The organism is Vibrio coralliilyticus ATCC BAA-450 (assembly GCF_000176135.1).
GTDB classification, from domain to species: Bacteria; Pseudomonadota; Gammaproteobacteria; order Enterobacterales; family Vibrionaceae; genus Vibrio; species Vibrio coralliilyticus.
The window spans coordinates 114,684-131,263 of record NZ_ACZN01000020.1 but is presented as its reverse complement, the minus strand read 5'-3'; the positions used below and the strand labels follow the sequence as shown (position 1 = coordinate 131,263).

Below are 16,580 nucleotides of genomic sequence, written 5' to 3'. Positions count from 1 at the left end.
TTTTTAGAATCAGATATAGTAAAGGCTGCCCGTTGAGACAGCCTTTTTTGTACTTTGTTACAAGTTTATCCTGTGTTGCGCATGCCCGCTGCAATACCAGCGATAGTTACCATCAATGCTTCTTCCAGCTCAGGTGACGCAGCGTCGCTCTGACGAGTACGATAAAGCAGTTCAGCCTGCAGCATGTTCAATGGCTCGACGTAAATGTTACGCAGACGGATTGACTCCTGACCCCACGGATCGCTTTGCATCAGGTTCTCGTTGTTTTCAACGTTGAGTACCGCTTTGATATCTTGCTGAAGTTGAGCTCGCAGCTTATCGCCAAGAGGCAGCAGTTTAGGATCAGCTAAGCGCTCATCATAGTAACGTGAGATCTCAAGGTTACACTTGGTGTACACCATTTCCAGCATGCCTAAGCGAGTGGAGAAGAACGGCCACTCACGACACATCTCTTCGAGTAGCGCCTGATGACCTTTATCGATGGAGTATTGAATGGCTTCACCAGCACCTAACCACGCCGGTAGAACCAAACGGTTTTGACTCCAAGAGAAGATCCATGGAATTGCACGTAAGCTTTCTACGCCACCTTTTGGATTACGTTTAGCGGGGCGAGAGCCAAGAGGTAGTTTACCTAACTCCAATTCTGGCGTTGCCTGACGGAAGTACGGAACAAAGTCAGGTTCACCGCGAACAACACTTCGATACGCCTCACAACTGACCTCTGAAAGTACATTCATCAGATCACGCCACTCTTGTTTTGGTTCGGGAGGCGGCAGCAGGTTAGCTTCCAAGATCGCACTGGCATATAGATTGAAGCTATTGACAGCAACTTCAGGTAAGCCCAGCTTGAAGCGGATCATTTCCCCTTGTTCTGTCACTCGCAGGCCACCTTTCAAGCTCTTCGGTGGTTGAGACAATAGAGCTGCATGAGCGGGCGCACCGCCTCGACCAATGGTGCCACCTCGACCATGGAATAGTGTCAGTTCAACCCCTTCTTCTTCAGCGACTTTGACCAGTGCTTCCATCGCATGATACTGAGCCCAGCCCGCTGACATCACACCAGCATCTTTTGCAGAATCAGAGTAACCGATCATCACCATTTGGTGGTTCTGGATAAAGCCACGGTAGAGATCAATGCCCATCAATTGTTTGATCACGGATTCGGCATTATTCAGATCGTCTAACGTTTCAAACAGTGGGCAGACATCCATGCGATATGGACAGCCTGCTTCTTGCAGAAGTAAATGTACGGCCAATACGTCAGAAGCCGTGCGCGCCATAGAAATCACGTAAGCCCCAAAGGCTTCACGTGGCTGGGCGGCGACAATCTTACAGGTATCGAGTACTTCTTGGACTTGCTCGGATGGTTGCCAGTCACGTGGGAGAAGTGGGCGTTTAGAAGCCAGCTCATTGGTCAAAAACGCTATCTTGTCCTGTTCGCTCCACTGGTTGTAATCACCAATGCCAAGGTAGCGAGTCAGCTCTGATAAAGCATCGGAGTGGCGCGTACTTTCCTGACGAATATCGAGGCGTACCAGATGAACCCCAAAGGCTTTGATTCGGCGTAGCGTGTCGAGAAGCGAGCCATCAGCAATGATGCCCATACCGCACTCATGAAGAGATTGGTAACAAGCATAAAGAGGTTCCCATAACTGCTCGACACATTGAAGGGGAGCTTTAACAGCCAGCTTCTGACCATTTACTTTGGCATCCAGTATTTCTTTGGTTTCAGTCAGCAAAGCTCGCAGCTGTTTCAGTACGGCGCGGTAAGGTTCGTGTTCGTCTTCTCCCGCGAGCGAGCGTACCGCGTCATTGCAGCGGGTCATCGACAGTTCACTGACCAGCTCATTGATGTCATTGAGGTAGAGATCTGCGGCTTTCCAGCGTGACAGCAGCATGACTTCTCGGGTAATAGTGTGGGTGACAAATGGGTTACCATCACGGTCGCCACCCATCCAAGAAGAGAAATGCACAGGGCGAGCATCAATAGGCAGGCCTTCTTCAAGATAACCACGCAGACGACCATCCAATTCGCGTAAGAAGTCAGGCACTGCTTCCCACAGGGAGTTCTCGACGACGGCAAAGCCCCATTTGGCTTCATCAAGAGGGGTTGGACGCTGCTGACGAATAGTGTCAGAGTGCCAGCCTTGGGCAATCAATTGTTCGAGGCGACGTTCAGTCTTCTGGCGTTCTTTGGCTGACAGGTCGTTTAACTCTAGTTTCGACAAACACTTATTGATTTTGACCAGCTTGTTGATCATGGTGCGTCGAGTGATTTCGGTTGGGTGCGCAGTAAGCACTAACTCAATGTTGAGAGCTCGCACCGCTTGAGCAGTGTCGAGTTTGCTTATGTCGTTTTGGCTAAGTTTGGAAAACAGGTTGTTGATGGCGTCTGGTTCGCAGACATGTGCATCGCAATGACGTGAAATAGTGTGGTACTGCTCCGCCATGTTCGTCAGGTTGAGGAACTGGTTGAAAGCGTGGGCAACAGGCGTCAGTTGCTCATCGGGTAGGCTTTTAATTTCCTCAATCAAGCTTTCACGATCTGATTGATTGCCAGAAAGCGCAGACTTAGAAAGCTTACGAATCGTTTCTACTTTTTCCAGAAGTGCATCACCATGGGCGTCCTTAATGGTATTACCGAGCAAGTGTCCCAACATGCTCACGTTGCTTCTGAGTGCAGAGTATTTCTCGTTCATTGTCGTCCTGCCTTGTAAAAAAATTACATCCATTGTTCCTTGTTAAGTAGACAATCTAGCGAAAAATATCGCTGTGAGTCAAATGCTGTAGGCTAAGATTGCAAATATTGTGCAAGTGAATGCAACTAAGGTGATGTGGCTATTTTTTCTATATTTGTTGAAACTTTATTACAGAAATACGAGCTGATTCAAAACTCGTTTCTTGTTCAAGCCCTATATGAGCATGAACGTATTCGCGGATAAAAGGCACCACTTCGGCTTCGAACCAAGGGTTACGCTTTAACCACAAAGTATTTCTCGGAGAAGGGTGAGGTAGGGGCAAATAGTGAGGTGCCCACTGCTGCCACGCTCTGACGGTTTCGGTGAGTGTTTTCGGTTTGTCTTGCAGATAATAGTTTTGTGCATACTGGCCTATCAACAGCGTCATACCGATGTTAGGCAGTTGTTCGAGCACCTTACTGTGCCATTGCGGGGCACACTCTTTTCTTGGAGGGAGATCACCGCTTTTGCCTTTGCCGGGATAACACAGCCCCATGGGCATGATGGCTATCTTGGTCGCGTCATAAAAGGCCGTTTTATCAAGCTTAAGCCATTGTCTTAACCTGTCACCGCTCGGGTCATTCCAAGGGATGGACGTTTTGTGCACTCGGGTCCCTGGCGCTTGGCCGATGATCAGTAGCTTGGCTTCTTTACTCGCCTGAATAATGGGATTGGCTCCCAGGGGTAGATTAGGCTCGCACAGCCGGCATTGGCGAATTTGTTGGAGCAGATCTTCTAGCATCAGTAACCTTTGTCGAGATCGACTTCATTCAGTAGAGAAAACCCATCTCGCCAACGTTGATAGTTGTCAGCAAAGATCTCGACTACCTGTTCAGGGAAGCTAAGAGCGGCGATATGCGGAGTGATTGTAACAGCTGGGTGGTGCCAGAATGGATGGCTGGCTTCGAGTGGCTCGTTTTCAAACACATCAAGAAAGGCATGGGCAATGGCTTGCTCTTCTATAGCGGCAAGTAAACCGTTCTCACACACGACATCACCGCGGCCCACATTGAATAGTAAGGCGGATTGGCAGTGACTGAGAGACTGATGATTAAGTAGATGATGTGTTTCTTTGGTACTGGGCAGCGTGTTAACTACCACATCGACTCGGCTCAGTACACTGTCTAGCTCCTGAATATGGTAAGTTTCGTCAAAAGGAGAATGCATGGACGGAATACCACTGCGGTTAATACCGATCACTTTTATGCCAAATGCCTGAGCCGTTTTGGCGAGATGGTTACCTATTGAGCCAGTCCCTAAAATCAATAAAGTGAGTGCGCTTAGAGATTGATAGGGTTTGGGCTCCCATTTGGCCTGATTCTGACTTTCTTGATAGTGCAAAAAGTGGCGATGATGTTGAATAAGGTAACCGAGAACGTATTCCGAGATTTGCTGACCAAATATCCCCTTCACATTGGTGAGGAGAAAATTCGGGGTGTTGGTGGTGAGAGCGTCGACTCCAGCATAAACCGATTGCATCCACTCTACGTTGGGAAAATCACTAAGCCGTTTGGCGACCAGTGGTGGAGAGGCGAGTAAAATAGAAGCATCTTCTGGATTGTCGGTGATCTCGAGATCCGGTAACTGCAGCTTGTCGATCTGCTGCTGGTAAGTTTCGTTGTGCTCAGTCAGTAAATAGACTTTGTTGGTGAAATTGTTCATCGGCTTCGCTTTTTTCCACTATGGTTATCAAGTACACTTCCGCTGTCTTTTTCTGAACCAATGAGTCCTTATGCTACAGAACCCTCTTCAACTTCGTCTTGAGAAGTTAGAACCTTGGAAGCAGATTACCTTTATGGCGTGTCTGTGTGAACGTATGTACCCTAATTTTGCGATGTTTTGTGACAGCACGGAATTTGCAGAGCCACGTATTTATCGCGATATTCTGGATAGCATTTGGGAGCAACTAACAGTCAAGAGTGCCAAGGTTAATTATGAGCGCCAGTTGGAGAAGTTAGAAGAGATTATTCCAAGTTCTGAAGATTTTGATTTTTATGGTGTCTACCCCGCGATTGATGCCTGTATTGGTTTGTCTACCCTGCTACACGGCCTGTTGGATCGCGATGACTTATTTGAAAGCATGCAAAAAATCAGTCAACAGTCGGTACAGACGGTGGCTCAGCTAGAAGAAGCGCAAACTGGCCTCGAAATAACTAATGATAATCAGAAAGACAATGAAGCGGTTTGTGAAGAGTGGGATGTGCAGTGGGCTATTTTCCGTCCACTGAAAGATGCTCAGGAACGAGACATTGAACTGATTAAAGATCTTCGCTTTGAGCTGAGAGAAGATGGTATCAGCAATATTGGCGTCAGCCTTTAATGTGAATCGGGAGCCATAGGCTCCCGATTTTATTAGTGGTCTTCTTTCTTGGTTTGTAGTTCAGAAACCTGATTTTCTTCATCGTCATCACGACTTTCAATCACGCCGTGTGTCTCTTTCCATTTCTCCCAACGCTCAAACGCAAGCTCTTGCATGTCGGTAGCTCTGTCCGCTTCATCGACGATCTCTTCTCCAACTAAGTGCTCGAAGATATCTTCCAGCGTTAGGATTCCTTGAATGGTGCCGTATTCATCAACAACCATCGCCAACTGGAGGCGCTTCGCCATCATCTGCTCAAACGCTTTTGGCAAAGATAAGTTGTTCAGTAGTACGTGAACCGGACGCATCACTGCTCCTAACTGCTTCTCACCACAACCTGCCTGCTGAAGTTTAAACATCTCTAAGCGGTGTACAAAACCGATGATATTGTCTTTGGACTGGCTGTAAACCAGTGGGCGAGAAAACGGTGTGTCTTTATGCTGAGCCAGAAATTCATTGATGCTCATTTCAGCGTCAACACGGAACACGACCGGACGTGGTGTCATGACCTGAGTGACAGGAACGTCCTGAATGCCAAGCAGGTTGTTGAGAATTTTCGTCTCACCTTCTGCAAATTCACCGCTCTCTTTAGCCAGAATCGCCATCGCAGAGAGTTCATCACGCATCTTTGGTGCTTGGTGACCGCGGGCAAGGCGTTTAGTGATCTGCTCTGAAAACCACACAAACGGTGTCAGTGCCCACACCATCCAACGTAACGTAATGGCTGCAAGAGGAGACAGCTGACGCCAGTATGTTGCGCCAATGGTTTTAGGCACAATTTCCGATAGCACAAGAATACCCAGAGTTAATACACCTGAGAATACACCTAGCCATTCGCTACCAAAAACTACAGCAGCTTGTGCACCTGCACTGGCGGCGCCGATAGTGTGAGCGATGGTATTCAGTGTCAGAATTGAAGCTAGTGGGCGGTCGATATCCGCTTTTAATTTTGATAATTTCTCTGCGGCCGGATGGCCTTGCTGACGCAGTTGTGCCAGATAGCTGGGAGTAATACTCAGTAGAACCGCTTCGAGGACCGAGCAGATAAAGGATACGCCAATCGCAACAGAGACGTAGATGGTTAGCAGTAACATAAATGTCCTATATCAGGTTTATACCACCACCGAATTTTGCAATGTACTCATCAAAATTATCAATTATGAAATGAGTCACTATGCCTGGGCATTATTGGTGTGAGTATTTTATATTCGCTTCAGGCCCCACAATATCAGGCTTCGTGGACTATCCGCGTTTTATAAATAAGGTTAATTATGATTAAAAACAAGCCTTCGCATAGGAGAGGAAGGTAACAAATTGTGAGTTATTACTCATATTATGGTTAAAAGTACGTCATGAAAGCTAAAGATCGCTTACAAACCTTTGCCAGATGGGGCATTTATGCTTTAGAGTGAGTTGAATTCGATAACATATGAGAAGGGAAACCTAATGAACAAGACCCAATTAATCGACTTTATCGCAGAGAAAGCAGATCTATCTAAAGCACAAGCTAAAGCTGCTCTTGAAGCAACTCTTGACGGTGTGACTGATGCACTTAAAGAGGGTGACCAAGTTCAACTAATTGGTTTTGGTACGTTCAAAGTAAACCACCGTGCAGCTCGCACTGGCCGTAACCCAAAAACTGGTGATGAGATCCAAATCGCTGCTGCAAACGTTCCTGCATTTGTTTCAGGTAAAGCTCTGAAAGACGCAGTGAAATAATTTATAATGCGCCAAGGTAGTCTTCTGTCTTGGCGCATCACTGTCATGAAAAAACGTTTATTCTCTTCACTAATCACTTCTTTTATTGTTGGTTGTTCTTCCAGCGTTCCTACTCCTAACTTAGATCAGTTCGCTTATTACACGGGCGGGAAAAGCATGGGCGATGCCACAAGCTTATACTGGTATACGGAAAAGATTGCTTCTCCTAGCGCAGCCGCAGACTATGTCACAGCAGGAGATTACGGTTGGTATAAAACCGACTACAGCTGGACGGAAGGGGAGCTGAGAGAACTGATTCGTGAAGGCGAACAGCTTAAAGGCGAACAAGGGCTGGTGAAATACCGAGTGCATGTTCGTTTCAATAAGGACGGTGAAGCGGTTTATCAGCAGTACCGATTAGATGGCAAAGTGCTTCCGGTCAAGCCAGCTGAACTCGAACGCTACAAAAATGATGCGATGACTGTGGTAACCGTGACGAAAGAGCAGGATAAAAAAGGTCAAGAGCTGATTCAAGGCTACTGGGACGGTTCAACATTTGAAACCTGTTCTGGACAGAGCTACTCTCGATTGGAGTTTAATCAGACACTGCCGTCATTTGTGGTGAATCGCTTAGCTGGAGTGGACAACTACGTAGCTTTCCTTGGTTCGACACGCACCAACCGAGTTATTGTTGAAGACTTACTCATGCTGGCAGATGAAGATCACTCCTGTATTGAAAGGCCTAGTCTGCTATCTGATTAAAATATAAAAGGCGCCTAAAGAGGCGCCTTTTTGGGATACAGAGCGATTATTTGCTTTGTTCGCGCTCTATCGCTCTGTAACCAATGTCATTGCGGTGGAACATACCATTCCAGCTAACTTGCTTAGCCAGCGCATACGCTTGCTGCTGAGCGTCTGAGACGCTATTTCCCAGTGCCGTTGCACATAGAACACGACCGCCATTCGTCACAACTTCGCCTGCTTCGTTATTCGCTGTACCTGCGTGGAAGATTTTTTGGCCTTCAACATCGCCTGTAGGAAGTGAAATTACATCACCTTTCGCGTAGTCAGCAGGGTAGCCGCCAGCTGCTAGAACCACACCGATAGACGCACGTGGATCCCATTTAGACTCGGCTTCATCAAGTTTCTCGTCGATAGCCATCAGGCAAAGCTCAACAAGGTCAGATTCCATACGCATCATAATAGGCTGGGTTTCTGGATCGCCAAAGCGGCAGTTGTATTCGATAACTTTTGACGTGCCGTCTTTGTCGATCATAAGACCAGCGTAAAGGAAACCAGTGTATGGGTGACCTTCCGCATCCATGCCGCGCACGGTTGGGTAGATAACTTCTTCAAGAATACGCTCGTGAATTTCTGGCGTTACCACTGGTGCAGGGGAGTAAGCGCCCATACCGCCGGTGTTAGGGCCAGTGTCTTTGTCGCCAACACGTTTGTGGTCTTGGCTGGTGGCCATTGGCAGAACGCTCTGGCCGTCAACCATCACGATGAAACTGGCTTCCTCACCGTCTAGGAATTCTTCGATCACCACACGGCTGCCGGCTTCACCAAACGCGTTACCTGCGAGCATGTCTTTGATTGCGTCTTCTGCTTCTTCTAGCGTCATCGCAACGATAACACCTTTACCTGCAGCAAGACCGTCTGCTTTTACAACAATAGGAGCACCTTGTTCACGAACGTAAGCAAGAGCTGGTTCAATCTCAGTGAAGTTAGCGTAAGCCGCAGTTGGAATATTATGGCGTGCAAGGAAATCTTTGGTGAACGCTTTAGAGCCTTCTAGCTGCGCAGCGGCTTGAGTAGGACCAAATATAGGTAATCCCGCTTCACGGAAAGCATCAACTACACCAATAACGAGTGGCGCTTCTGGGCCAACAATCGTCAGCTCGATCTTCTTCTCTTGAGCGAATGCAACCAGCTCAGAGATTGCTTCAACACCAATGTTTACGTTTTCTAGCTTTGGCTCAAGCGCGGTACCTGCGTTACCAGGTGCAACGAATACTGTCTCAACGTTTGGGTTTTGTGCTGCTTTCCAACCTAAAGCGTGCTCACGACCGCCGGCACCAATAATCAATACATTCATGTTTTAAAATCCTTATAGCTGCTTCAGAGCCTTTATTTCTGTGTCAAACATGCTCACTTATGGTCATAAGCTCCGCGTGTTTTCCTTGAACTAAAGTCACTGACTTGCTCTACGTATTTCAAATATCGGAATATTTAAAAAACAAAATTATAAGTCTTGCTCAAAGTAATTGGTGATGTGGCTAGGTAGCAATTGAGCCCATCCCCGGGAGCATAGCCAGCTGGGGTGGGCGAAAGCCGCTAACGACGCCACAGTGCCAAATACGAAGAGGAAATTAGTGGCGGAAGTGACGCATACCGGTAAAGATCATCGCCATGCCGTGTTCGTCCGCTGCAGCGATAACTTCGTCATCACGCATAGAACCGCCCGGTTGAATTACACACTTGATGCCCGCTTCTGCCGCCGCATCGATACCGTCACGGAATGGGAAGAATGCATCTGATGCCATCACACAACCTTCAACCTGCAGACCTTCGTCTGCCGCTTTGATGCCTGCGATTTTCGCTGAGTAAACGCGGCTCATTTGGCCGGCGCCTACACCAATCGTCATGTCACCTTTCGAGTAAACGATCGCGTTAGATTTCACGTACTTTGCTACTTTCCAGCAGAATAGGGCATCTTTCAGTTCTTCTTCTGTTGGCTGACGCTTAGAGACCACTTTAAGGTCATCTAGGCTTACCATGCCTTGGTCGCGGTCTTGAACCAGCAGGCCACCGTTAACGCGTTTTACGTCGAAGCCAGTTGTTTTAGTTGTCCATTCGCCACATTCAAGTAGGCGAACGTTCTTCTTCGCTGCAACAACCTCGATTGCTTCAGCAGAAACAGATGGTGCGATGATAACCTCAACGAATTGGCGCTCAACAATCGCAGATGCTGTTGCTGCATCAAGTTCGCGGTTGAACGCGATGATGCCGCCAAATGCCGATGTCGGGTCAGTCTGGTAAGCACGGTTATATGCTTCAAGGATGTCTTCGCCAAGTGCAACACCACATGGGTTCGCGTGTTTTACGATCACACACGCTGGTTCAGCGAACTCTTTCACACACTCAAGCGCCGCGTCCGTGTCTGCGATGTTGTTGTAAGAAAGGGCTTTGCCTTGGATCTGGCGAGCAGTGGAAACCGAAGCTTCTTCAGGGTTTGCTTCAACGTAGAAAGCCGCTGCTTGGTGGCTGTTCTCACCGTAGCGCATGTCTTGCTTCTTCTCGAACTGTTGGTTGAATGTGCGAGGGAATTTGCTCTCTTCGTCACCTTCTTTGTTCTCGCCGTAGCTAGGAACCATAGTGCCGAAGTAGTTTGCGATCATACCGTCATAAGACGCTGTGTGCTCGAATGCCGCGATAGCGAGATCGAAGCGTGTTTCTAGCGTAAGAGACGTTTCGTTTGCGTCCATTTCTGCGATGACGCGGTCGTAGTCGTGTGCATTTACTACGATAGTCACGTCTTTGTGGTTTTTCGCAGCAGAGCGAACCATTGTTGGACCACCGATATCGATGTTCTCAACCGCGTCAGCAAGCGTACAGCCTTCTTTAGCCACAGTTTCAGCAAATGGATATAGGTTAACGACAACCATATCGATAGGATTGATGCCGTGTTTTTCCATCACGTCATCGTCTTGACCGCGACGGCCTAAAACACCACCATGAACCTTTGGGTGAAGCGTTTTAACGCGTCCGTCCATCATTTCCGGGAAACCCGTATAATCGGATACTTCTGTGACAGCAATGCCTTGCTCAGCTAGTAAGCGGGCAGTACCACCTGTGGATAGGATATCGACACCGCGTTCAGCGAGAGCTTGGGCAAACTCAACAATACCTGTTTTGTCTGATACGCTGATTAGGGCGCGGCGAATTGGACGAGCGTTGTTCATGCTTCCATCTTCCTCAAAGTCATGGAGTTAAAACTAAAGATATTTGCCAAAAATGAACTTGTTTTTATCTCGTAGGGATAAAATATTGGCCAGTTTTGGTAAAGACCTTTTTGCCAGTCGAGACCGGACAGATATTAGACTCTAAACTTGATGGCGCACATTCTAACTAATTTATTACAAAAAAGCTCGCGCAATCGTTTGGCATCTCAAAAATAATTATGAAAACCATGCTTTTTAACTTAAAAAGTAACGAGATAGTTAATAAGGAAAGTTATGTTCCAGATTGGAGAACTGGCAAAGCGTTGTGGTGTGACCACCGATACTTTGCGCTTCTATGAGAAAAATGAACTGATCCGCCCCATGGGGCGCAGTGAATCGGGTTATCGTATTTATAACGAAGAAAATCAAAAACAGGTCGGTTTTATCTTAAAAGCTAAAGACCTAGGGCTAAGCCTGGAAGAAATTCGCGAACTGTTAGAGATAAAGCTGGAAGCCACCGAGCACAGTTGTGCAGAAGTAAAAGCCATCACCTCGGCAAAACTCGAAGTGATTGATGAAAAGATTGCGGAGTTGACCCGTATTCGCCATGCATTGAAGAAAATCAACGATGCGTGTTGTGGTCATATTGATGACGATGCCAGTCATTGTTCGATTTTAGGGGCGCTGGGCAGTGAAGAGAGCCCAGCGACTTGCTGTGATGAGCCTTAACTCGCTTGTCGAATTTTGGCTTGAATCGCGGACTGAACCTTCATATCCGGCAAGTTATCGTGGTAGAGCGTGACTTGATTGCGACCCGTCTGTTTAGAGTAATACATCGCTTTATCTGCCTGAACCAAGAGTTCTTTCACATGAGAGATGCCTGAGGTAACTTCTGCGATACCAATACTGACGGTTGGATGAATGATATGGTCGTCGACACTGCAGGGGGAACTTTCAATTGATTGTCGTATGCGTTCGGCAATATCGTAAGCCTGAATGGCATTTGTGTTTGAGAGTACAATGCCAAACTCTTCGCCGCCCAGTCGACCAATGTAGTCACTGCCACGGATCTGTTTCTGACAAATTCTGGCAACCTGAGTGATGACTTCATCACCCGAAAGGTGACCGACTTGATCGTTGATTTCTTTAAAGTGATCGATATCGATCATCAAGCAAGACAAATTACGCTGAGTCTCATTGTAGCTTTGTAATTCCTGCTCAAGAGCTTCAAGGAAGGCGCGGCGGTTGAAGATGCCGGTTAGCTCATCGGTTTCAGACAGGCGCTTCAGCTCTTCCTGACGGCGATAGTTGCTCGTGATGTCACGTTCTTGCCACAGGACATACTGGGTGCCATCTACTAAGCACAGTGGCTTAATGGTAGCTTCGAACCACATGTCTTCAGGGCCATCTAGTGTTTCCAGCTCATCAATAGACAGTTGCAAGCATTCGATAGGGTTGACACTGTACTGTACAACCAGAGGTTTGGCTGACTCACTAACATCTTGTATGTAACTGAGTAACTGGTCGGCTTTATCCTGTGGAAGGATGTCGTGAAGCGTTTTGTTGGCGTAACCATTTTTTTCTAGACGAACGGAGTGGAACGTTCCCCCAAAGCCCTCGACAAAGCGCCCCGACTGCTCTAAAACGAAAAGTCGGTCAGGAAGTTCATTCAGAATCAGGCTTAGCCATGCTTCCCTTTGCTTATCAAGCATATAGTTTTATCCAACAACAGATGAACACCGCATTATATCTAGACAGGTAGTGATGGCAATCGTGATAGATCACAGTTTGCTTACTATTTGCTCAGTTAGATGGCACGAAAGTGAGACTTAATATGCGTTTGGTTTCTCTGCTCTTTGGGAGTCTCAAAAGTAAAACATGCTGAGCAGTGAGTGTGCAAATTAATTGAATTTTATAAAGTAATGGCGACTAGAAACGGAAAAAGCCGAATCCATTTGGAATCGGCTTTCTCAAAACAAAATTCGTCAGAACGTATTAGTTCATGCCGTATTTTTTAAGTTTCTTGCGAAGAGTACCGCGGTTGATACCCATCATAGTTGCTGCGCGAGTTTGGTTACCGCGAGTGTACTGCATGATGGTATCTAGTAGTGGCTGTTCAACTTCAGCTAGAACTAATTCGTATAGTTCTGTGACTTCTTGGCCGTTTAGTTGAGCCAAGTAGTTTTTAAGAGACGCTTTAACAGAGTCACGTAATGGTTTCTGAGTAATCTGGTCCTGTGACGTTACTGTAGTTACTGTTAATGCTTCTGAAGTCAGATTTTGTTCGAACATATTCGGTCTAGCTCTTCTCTTAATTATGATGCAACGTTTAGCCATCGTATCTGAAGCGTTCGCTTCAAATAGTTAGGCTTTATCAAAATACTCTTCTAACGCTTCAAGTTGCAGCTCTGCTGCCTCAATCGCGTTGAAGGCACGGCGAAACTCACTTGCTTGCTCATGCTCTTTTAGGTACCAACCTACGTGCTTACGCGCGATTCGTGGTCCTAAGTACTCTCCATAAAAATCGTGGAGCGCATTCACATGACCCAGCAGAATGTCTTTCACTTCCGCGGACGGAAGGTCAGGCATCGTGGTGCCGTTTTCCAAAAAGTGTTGGATTTCCTGGAAAATCCACGGACGACCTTGGGCGGGACGTCCAATCATCAGAGCGTCTGCACCGGTGTACTCCAGTACGCGCTTGGCTTTCTCTGGGCTATCGATATCACCGTTTGCGATAACCGGTATCGAAATTGCCTGCTTGACCGCTCTGATGCTGTCATATTCGGCCTCACCTTTGTACATACAGGCTTTTGTTCTGCCATGCAGAGCAAGCGCTTGTATGCCGCAGTCTTCGGCTAATTTAGCGATTTGGACACAGTTTTTATTATCTGGGTCCCAGCCTGTTCGGGTTTTGAGTGTCACTGGGACATCGACTGCATTGACTACCGCTTTCAGGATATCTTCGATGATATCTGGGAAGCGAAGCAGTGCAGAACCGGCAAGCTTCTTATTCACTTTTTTTGCTGGGCAGCCCATGTTGATATCGATGATTTGCGCACCGTTTTCAACGCTAAACTGAGCAGCATCGGCCATCAGTTGTGGATCCGCACCCGCAATCTGTACAGAGCGAATGCCCGATTCACCTTCATGCACCATGCGCTGCTTGGACTTTGACGTTTTCCATAGCTTTGGGTTTGAGGACATCATTTCACTGACGGCCATCCCAGCACCATAGCGGAGGCATAACTCTCGAAACGGTCTATCGGTCACTCCCGCCATCGGGGCGACGATGAGATTATTCTTAAGTTGATGATTTCCGATTTTCAAAACGTCTTCACAGCTTAGTACCAGCAAGGGCGCGCATTTTACGCATTTTTTTCCGCTGTGAAAAGACTAATATTTGAGCATTTACAAATTGTTTTTGTAATTTGTATGAATTTCAAACAATTAGCCCTGAAAGTCTTATCTAGCCTTGCTTTCGACCAGAGATGCGACACCATTCACTTTGCTCCTTGATAGGATCAATGTGAAGTTCATCACGGTAATAGTTAGCCACATCTTCTGCTTGTGTATCCAGCACGCCAGACATCGCCAGTTTACCGTTCGGTTTGACTAGAGACTTGATAATCGGCGACAACTCACGAAGTGGGCCGGCAAGGATGTTCGCGACGACGACGTCAGCAATCAGGCCCTCTGGCTGATCTTGAGGTAGGAAAACTTCGAGCTTATCGGCAACGCCATTGCGCTCGGCGTTGTCTTTTGAAGCGATGAGAGCCTGAGGATCAATATCGATCCCGATGACCTTTTCGGCACCGAGTTTGATCGCAGCGATCGCTAAGATGCCAGATCCACAACCAAAATCGATCACGGTTTTACTCGACAGGTCTAGCCCTTCCAGCCACTCCAGACACAGAGCAGTAGTTGGGTGAGTACCAGTACCAAAAGCGAGGCCAGGGTCTAACATCACGTTGACCGCATCCGGCTCTGGGACGTCTCGCCAGCTTGGGCAGATCCATAAACGCTCACCAAACTTCATCGGGTGGAAATTGTCCATCCACTCTCGTTCCCAGTCTTTGTCTTCCAACTGCTCCACTTTGTAAGCAAAGCCTTCTGGTAGCAAGTTGCTGTTCTTGGTCTGGTCAATAATAAACTTAGTATCCGCTTCTGCGTCGTACAGAGCGAGAATATCCGTATCACCCCACAGACGAGTTTCTCCCGGCAAAGGTTCAAATACTGGCGTATCCTGCGCGTCTAAGAAGGTTACAGACAGTGCTCCTGTTTCTTCCATTAGCATGTCGCCGATTTGCTCAGCGTTGTCGTTGGTCGCATTGAGTTTGATTTGAATCCAAGGCATGGGTATGTGCTCGTCTAGATAGTTAGATTTAAATTTGCGCAGAGTGTAGCAGAACTCGGGGGGTTATTTGAGTCCAGAGTGCGCTGAAAACAAAAATGCTCACCGAAGTGAGCATTTGTATCGTGTCAGTAATCGAATTACTGCAGACCGAGTTTCTTCTCTAGGTAGTGGATGTTCGCACCACCGTGTTGGAAGTTTTCGTCGTTCATGATGCTTTCTTGCAGCGGAACGTTGGTCTTAATGCCTTCGATGATCATCTCACCGAGTGCGTTCTTCATGCGAGCAATGGCAACATCACGGTTTTCACCGAATGTGATCAGCTTACCGACCATTGAGTCATAGTGCGGTGGCACTGTGTAGCCCGTGTAGATGTGCGATTCCCAACGAACACCCATACCGCCTGGTGCGTGGAAGCGCTCAATCTTACCTGGTGAAGGTAGGAAACGCTCAGGGTCTTCTGCGTTGATACGACACTCAATCGCATGGCCGCGGATCTTGATGTCATCCTGAGTGAATGACAAAGGCTGGCCTGCTGCAACACGAAGCTGCTCTTTGATTAGGTCAACGCCCGTCACCATTTCTGTTACTGGGTGCTCTACCTGAATACGTGTGTTCATTTCGATGAAGTAGAATTCGCCGTTTTCGTAAAGGAACTCGAAAGTACCTGCACCACGGTAACCGATTTCCAAACAAGCACGCGTACAACGTTCACCAATGTACTTACGCATTTCTGCTGTGATACCCGGAGCAGGCGCTTCTTCAACCACTTTCTGGTGACGACGCTGCATAGAACAGTCACGTTCACCTAGGTGGATAGCACCGCCTTGACCATCAGCAATCACCTGTACTTCAACGTGACGTGGGTTTTCTAGGAATTTCTCCATGTAAACCATGTCGTTGTTGAATGCTGCTTTTGCTTCTGCACGCGTCATCGCGATAGCTTCTACTAGCTCAGCTTCAGAGCGAACCACGCGCATACCACGACCACCGCCGCCACCAGAGGCTTTGATGATGACTGGGTAGCCGATGCGTTTAGCGTGCGCTTTATTCGTCGCTTCATCATCGTTTAGAGGGCCGTCAGAACCTGGTACACAAGGAACGCCCGCTTTCTTCATTGCAGTGATAGCAGAAACCTTGTCACCCATGATGCGGATCGTTTCCGCTTTCGGGCCAACAAAGATAAAGCCGCTACGCTCAACTTGCTCTGCAAAGTCTGCATTCTCAGACAGGAAGCCATAACCTGGGTGGATAGCGATCGCGCCCGTTACTTCTGCTGCAGAAATGATACGTGGGATGTTCAAGTAGCTATCGATACCGCGAGCTGGACCGATACAAATTGCCTCGTCAGCAAGAAGAACGTGTTTCAAATCACGGTCTGCTGTTGAGTGTACGGCAACGGTTTTGATGCCTAATTCTTTACATGCGCGAAGAATACGAAGCGCAATTTCGCCTCGGTTCGCGATGACTAATTTATCTAACATAAGAGA

At 47.5% G+C, this 16,580-nt stretch carries 15 protein-coding genes; 4 read left to right on the top strand and 11 right to left on the bottom strand.

What is annotated here, in order from left to right; all coding sequences use genetic code 11:
* Positions 1-65 precede the first annotated feature (65 nt).
* The 3 genes from ppc to VIC_RS25480 form a co-directional block, all read right to left on the bottom strand.
* Positions 66-2,699 carry a phosphoenolpyruvate carboxylase gene (gene ppc / locus VIC_RS25490; protein ID WP_006963294.1) on the bottom strand — a complete coding sequence of 878 codons (2,634 nt, stop codon included), beginning with the start codon at positions 2,697-2,699 and terminating at the stop codon, positions 66-68.
* A 148-nt stretch (positions 2,700-2,847) separates the two neighbouring features.
* Positions 2,848-3,480 (bottom strand): uracil-DNA glycosylase family protein, encoded by a 633-nt coding sequence (locus tag VIC_RS25485; RefSeq protein ID WP_006963291.1) that lies wholly within the window; start codon positions 3,478-3,480, stop codon positions 2,848-2,850.
* Positions 3,480-4,400, bottom strand: coding sequence for a D-2-hydroxyacid dehydrogenase (locus VIC_RS25480; protein WP_006963289.1), 921 nt, complete (start codon positions 4,398-4,400; stop codon positions 3,480-3,482). Before VIC_RS25480 ends, VIC_RS25485 begins: the two co-directional genes overlap by 1 nt.
* Before the next feature lie 70 nt (positions 4,401-4,470).
* On the opposite strand from VIC_RS25480, the gene VIC_RS25475 reads away from it, so the two are divergent.
* On the top strand, positions 4,471-5,058 hold the full coding sequence (locus VIC_RS25475; protein ID WP_006963287.1) for a YjaG family protein: 588 nt from the start codon (positions 4,471-4,473) through the stop codon (positions 5,056-5,058).
* Between the two features lie 32 nt (positions 5,059-5,090).
* On the opposite strand, the gene VIC_RS25470 is transcribed toward VIC_RS25475, so the two are convergent.
* Positions 5,091-6,191 (bottom strand): CNNM domain-containing protein, encoded by a 1,101-nt coding sequence (locus VIC_RS25470; protein ID WP_006963285.1) that lies wholly within the window; start codon positions 6,189-6,191, stop codon positions 5,091-5,093.
* Positions 6,192-6,543: 352 nt separating this feature from the next.
* On the opposite strand from VIC_RS25470, the gene hupA reads away from it, so the two are divergent.
* Both hupA and VIC_RS25460 read left to right on the top strand, forming a co-directional pair.
* Positions 6,544-6,816, top strand: coding sequence for a nucleoid-associated protein HU-alpha (gene hupA / locus VIC_RS25465; RefSeq protein ID WP_006963283.1), 273 nt, complete (start codon positions 6,544-6,546; stop codon positions 6,814-6,816).
* A gap of 45 nt (positions 6,817-6,861) precedes the next feature.
* Entirely contained in the window at positions 6,862-7,557 is a 696-nt protein-coding gene (locus tag VIC_RS25460) for a DUF1481 domain-containing protein (protein WP_039952769.1), read from the top strand.
* A 46-nt stretch (positions 7,558-7,603) separates the two neighbouring features.
* Here VIC_RS25460 and purD read toward each other — a convergent pair whose 3' ends face one another.
* Entirely contained in the window at positions 7,604-8,893 is a 1,290-nt protein-coding gene (gene purD / locus VIC_RS25455; RefSeq protein WP_006963279.1) for a phosphoribosylamine--glycine ligase, read from the bottom strand.
* 274 nt (positions 8,894-9,167) lie between these two features.
* Positions 9,168-10,760 carry a bifunctional phosphoribosylaminoimidazolecarboxamide formyltransferase/IMP cyclohydrolase gene (gene purH, locus VIC_RS25450; protein WP_006963278.1) on the bottom strand — a complete coding sequence of 531 codons (1,593 nt, stop codon included), beginning with the start codon at positions 10,758-10,760 and terminating at the stop codon, positions 9,168-9,170.
* A gap of 273 nt (positions 10,761-11,033) precedes the next feature.
* Here purH and zntR point away from each other — a divergent pair, with 273 nt between their 5' ends.
* Complete coding sequence (gene zntR, locus VIC_RS25445) at positions 11,034-11,468, top strand: Zn(2+)-responsive transcriptional regulator (RefSeq protein WP_006963277.1); 435 nt, start codon at positions 11,034-11,036, stop codon at positions 11,466-11,468.
* Here zntR and VIC_RS25440 read toward each other — a convergent pair.
* From VIC_RS25440 to accC, 5 genes are all read right to left on the bottom strand, one after another.
* Positions 11,465-12,451, bottom strand: coding sequence for a sensor domain-containing diguanylate cyclase (locus tag VIC_RS25440; protein WP_006963276.1), 987 nt, complete (start codon positions 12,449-12,451; stop codon positions 11,465-11,467). The genes zntR and VIC_RS25440 overlap by 4 nt on opposite strands.
* 283 nt (positions 12,452-12,734) lie before the next feature.
* Complete coding sequence (fis, locus tag VIC_RS25435) at positions 12,735-13,031, bottom strand: DNA-binding transcriptional regulator Fis (RefSeq protein ID WP_000462885.1); 297 nt, start codon at positions 13,029-13,031, stop codon at positions 12,735-12,737.
* A 72-nt stretch (positions 13,032-13,103) separates the two neighbouring features.
* Positions 13,104-14,066 (bottom strand): tRNA dihydrouridine synthase DusB, encoded by a 963-nt coding sequence (gene dusB / locus VIC_RS25430; RefSeq protein WP_039952766.1) that lies wholly within the window; start codon positions 14,064-14,066, stop codon positions 13,104-13,106.
* 139 nt (positions 14,067-14,205) lie between these two features.
* Positions 14,206-15,093 (bottom strand): 50S ribosomal protein L11 methyltransferase, encoded by an 888-nt coding sequence (gene prmA, locus VIC_RS25425; protein WP_006963274.1) that lies wholly within the window; start codon positions 15,091-15,093, stop codon positions 14,206-14,208.
* A 137-nt stretch (positions 15,094-15,230) separates the two neighbouring features.
* Positions 15,231-16,574 carry an acetyl-CoA carboxylase biotin carboxylase subunit gene (gene accC, locus VIC_RS25420; RefSeq protein ID WP_006963273.1) on the bottom strand — a complete coding sequence of 448 codons (1,344 nt, stop codon included), beginning with the start codon at positions 16,572-16,574 and terminating at the stop codon, positions 15,231-15,233.
* Between the last annotated feature and the right edge of the window lie 6 nt (positions 16,575-16,580).

What these genes read in the sequence shown, in the direction of transcription:
- prmA (WP_006963274.1), bottom strand. Translation starts at nt 15,093, where the DNA reads ATGCCTTGGATTCAAATCAAACTCAATGCGACCAACGACAACGCTGAG.
- fis (WP_000462885.1), bottom strand. Translation starts at nt 13,031, where the DNA reads ATGTTCGAACAAAATCTGACTTCAGAAGCATTAACAGTAACTACAGTA.
- VIC_RS25480 (WP_006963289.1), bottom strand. Translation starts at nt 4,400, where the DNA reads ATGAACAATTTCACCAACAAAGTCTATTTACTGACTGAGCACAACGAA.
- purH (WP_006963278.1), bottom strand. Translation starts at nt 10,760, where the DNA reads ATGAACAACGCTCGTCCAATTCGCCGCGCCCTAATCAGCGTATCAGAC.
- VIC_RS25460 (WP_039952769.1), top strand. Translation starts at nt 6,862, where the DNA reads ATGAAAAAACGTTTATTCTCTTCACTAATCACTTCTTTTATTGTTGGT.
- accC (WP_006963273.1), bottom strand. Translation starts at nt 16,574, where the DNA reads ATGTTAGATAAATTAGTCATCGCGAACCGAGGCGAAATTGCGCTTCGT.
- zntR (WP_006963277.1), top strand. Translation starts at nt 11,034, where the DNA reads ATGTTCCAGATTGGAGAACTGGCAAAGCGTTGTGGTGTGACCACCGAT.
- hupA (WP_006963283.1), top strand. Translation starts at nt 6,544, where the DNA reads ATGAACAAGACCCAATTAATCGACTTTATCGCAGAGAAAGCAGATCTA.
- purD (WP_006963279.1), bottom strand. Translation starts at nt 8,893, where the DNA reads ATGAATGTATTGATTATTGGTGCCGGCGGTCGTGAGCACGCTTTAGGT.
- VIC_RS25440 (WP_006963276.1), bottom strand. Translation starts at nt 12,451, where the DNA reads ATGCTTGATAAGCAAAGGGAAGCATGGCTAAGCCTGATTCTGAATGAA.
- VIC_RS25485 (WP_006963291.1), bottom strand. Translation starts at nt 3,480, where the DNA reads ATGCTAGAAGATCTGCTCCAACAAATTCGCCAATGCCGGCTGTGCGAG.
- VIC_RS25470 (WP_006963285.1), bottom strand. Translation starts at nt 6,191, where the DNA reads ATGTTACTGCTAACCATCTACGTCTCTGTTGCGATTGGCGTATCCTTT.
- VIC_RS25475 (WP_006963287.1), top strand. Translation starts at nt 4,471, where the DNA reads ATGCTACAGAACCCTCTTCAACTTCGTCTTGAGAAGTTAGAACCTTGG.
- ppc (WP_006963294.1), bottom strand. Translation starts at nt 2,699, where the DNA reads ATGAACGAGAAATACTCTGCACTCAGAAGCAACGTGAGCATGTTGGGA.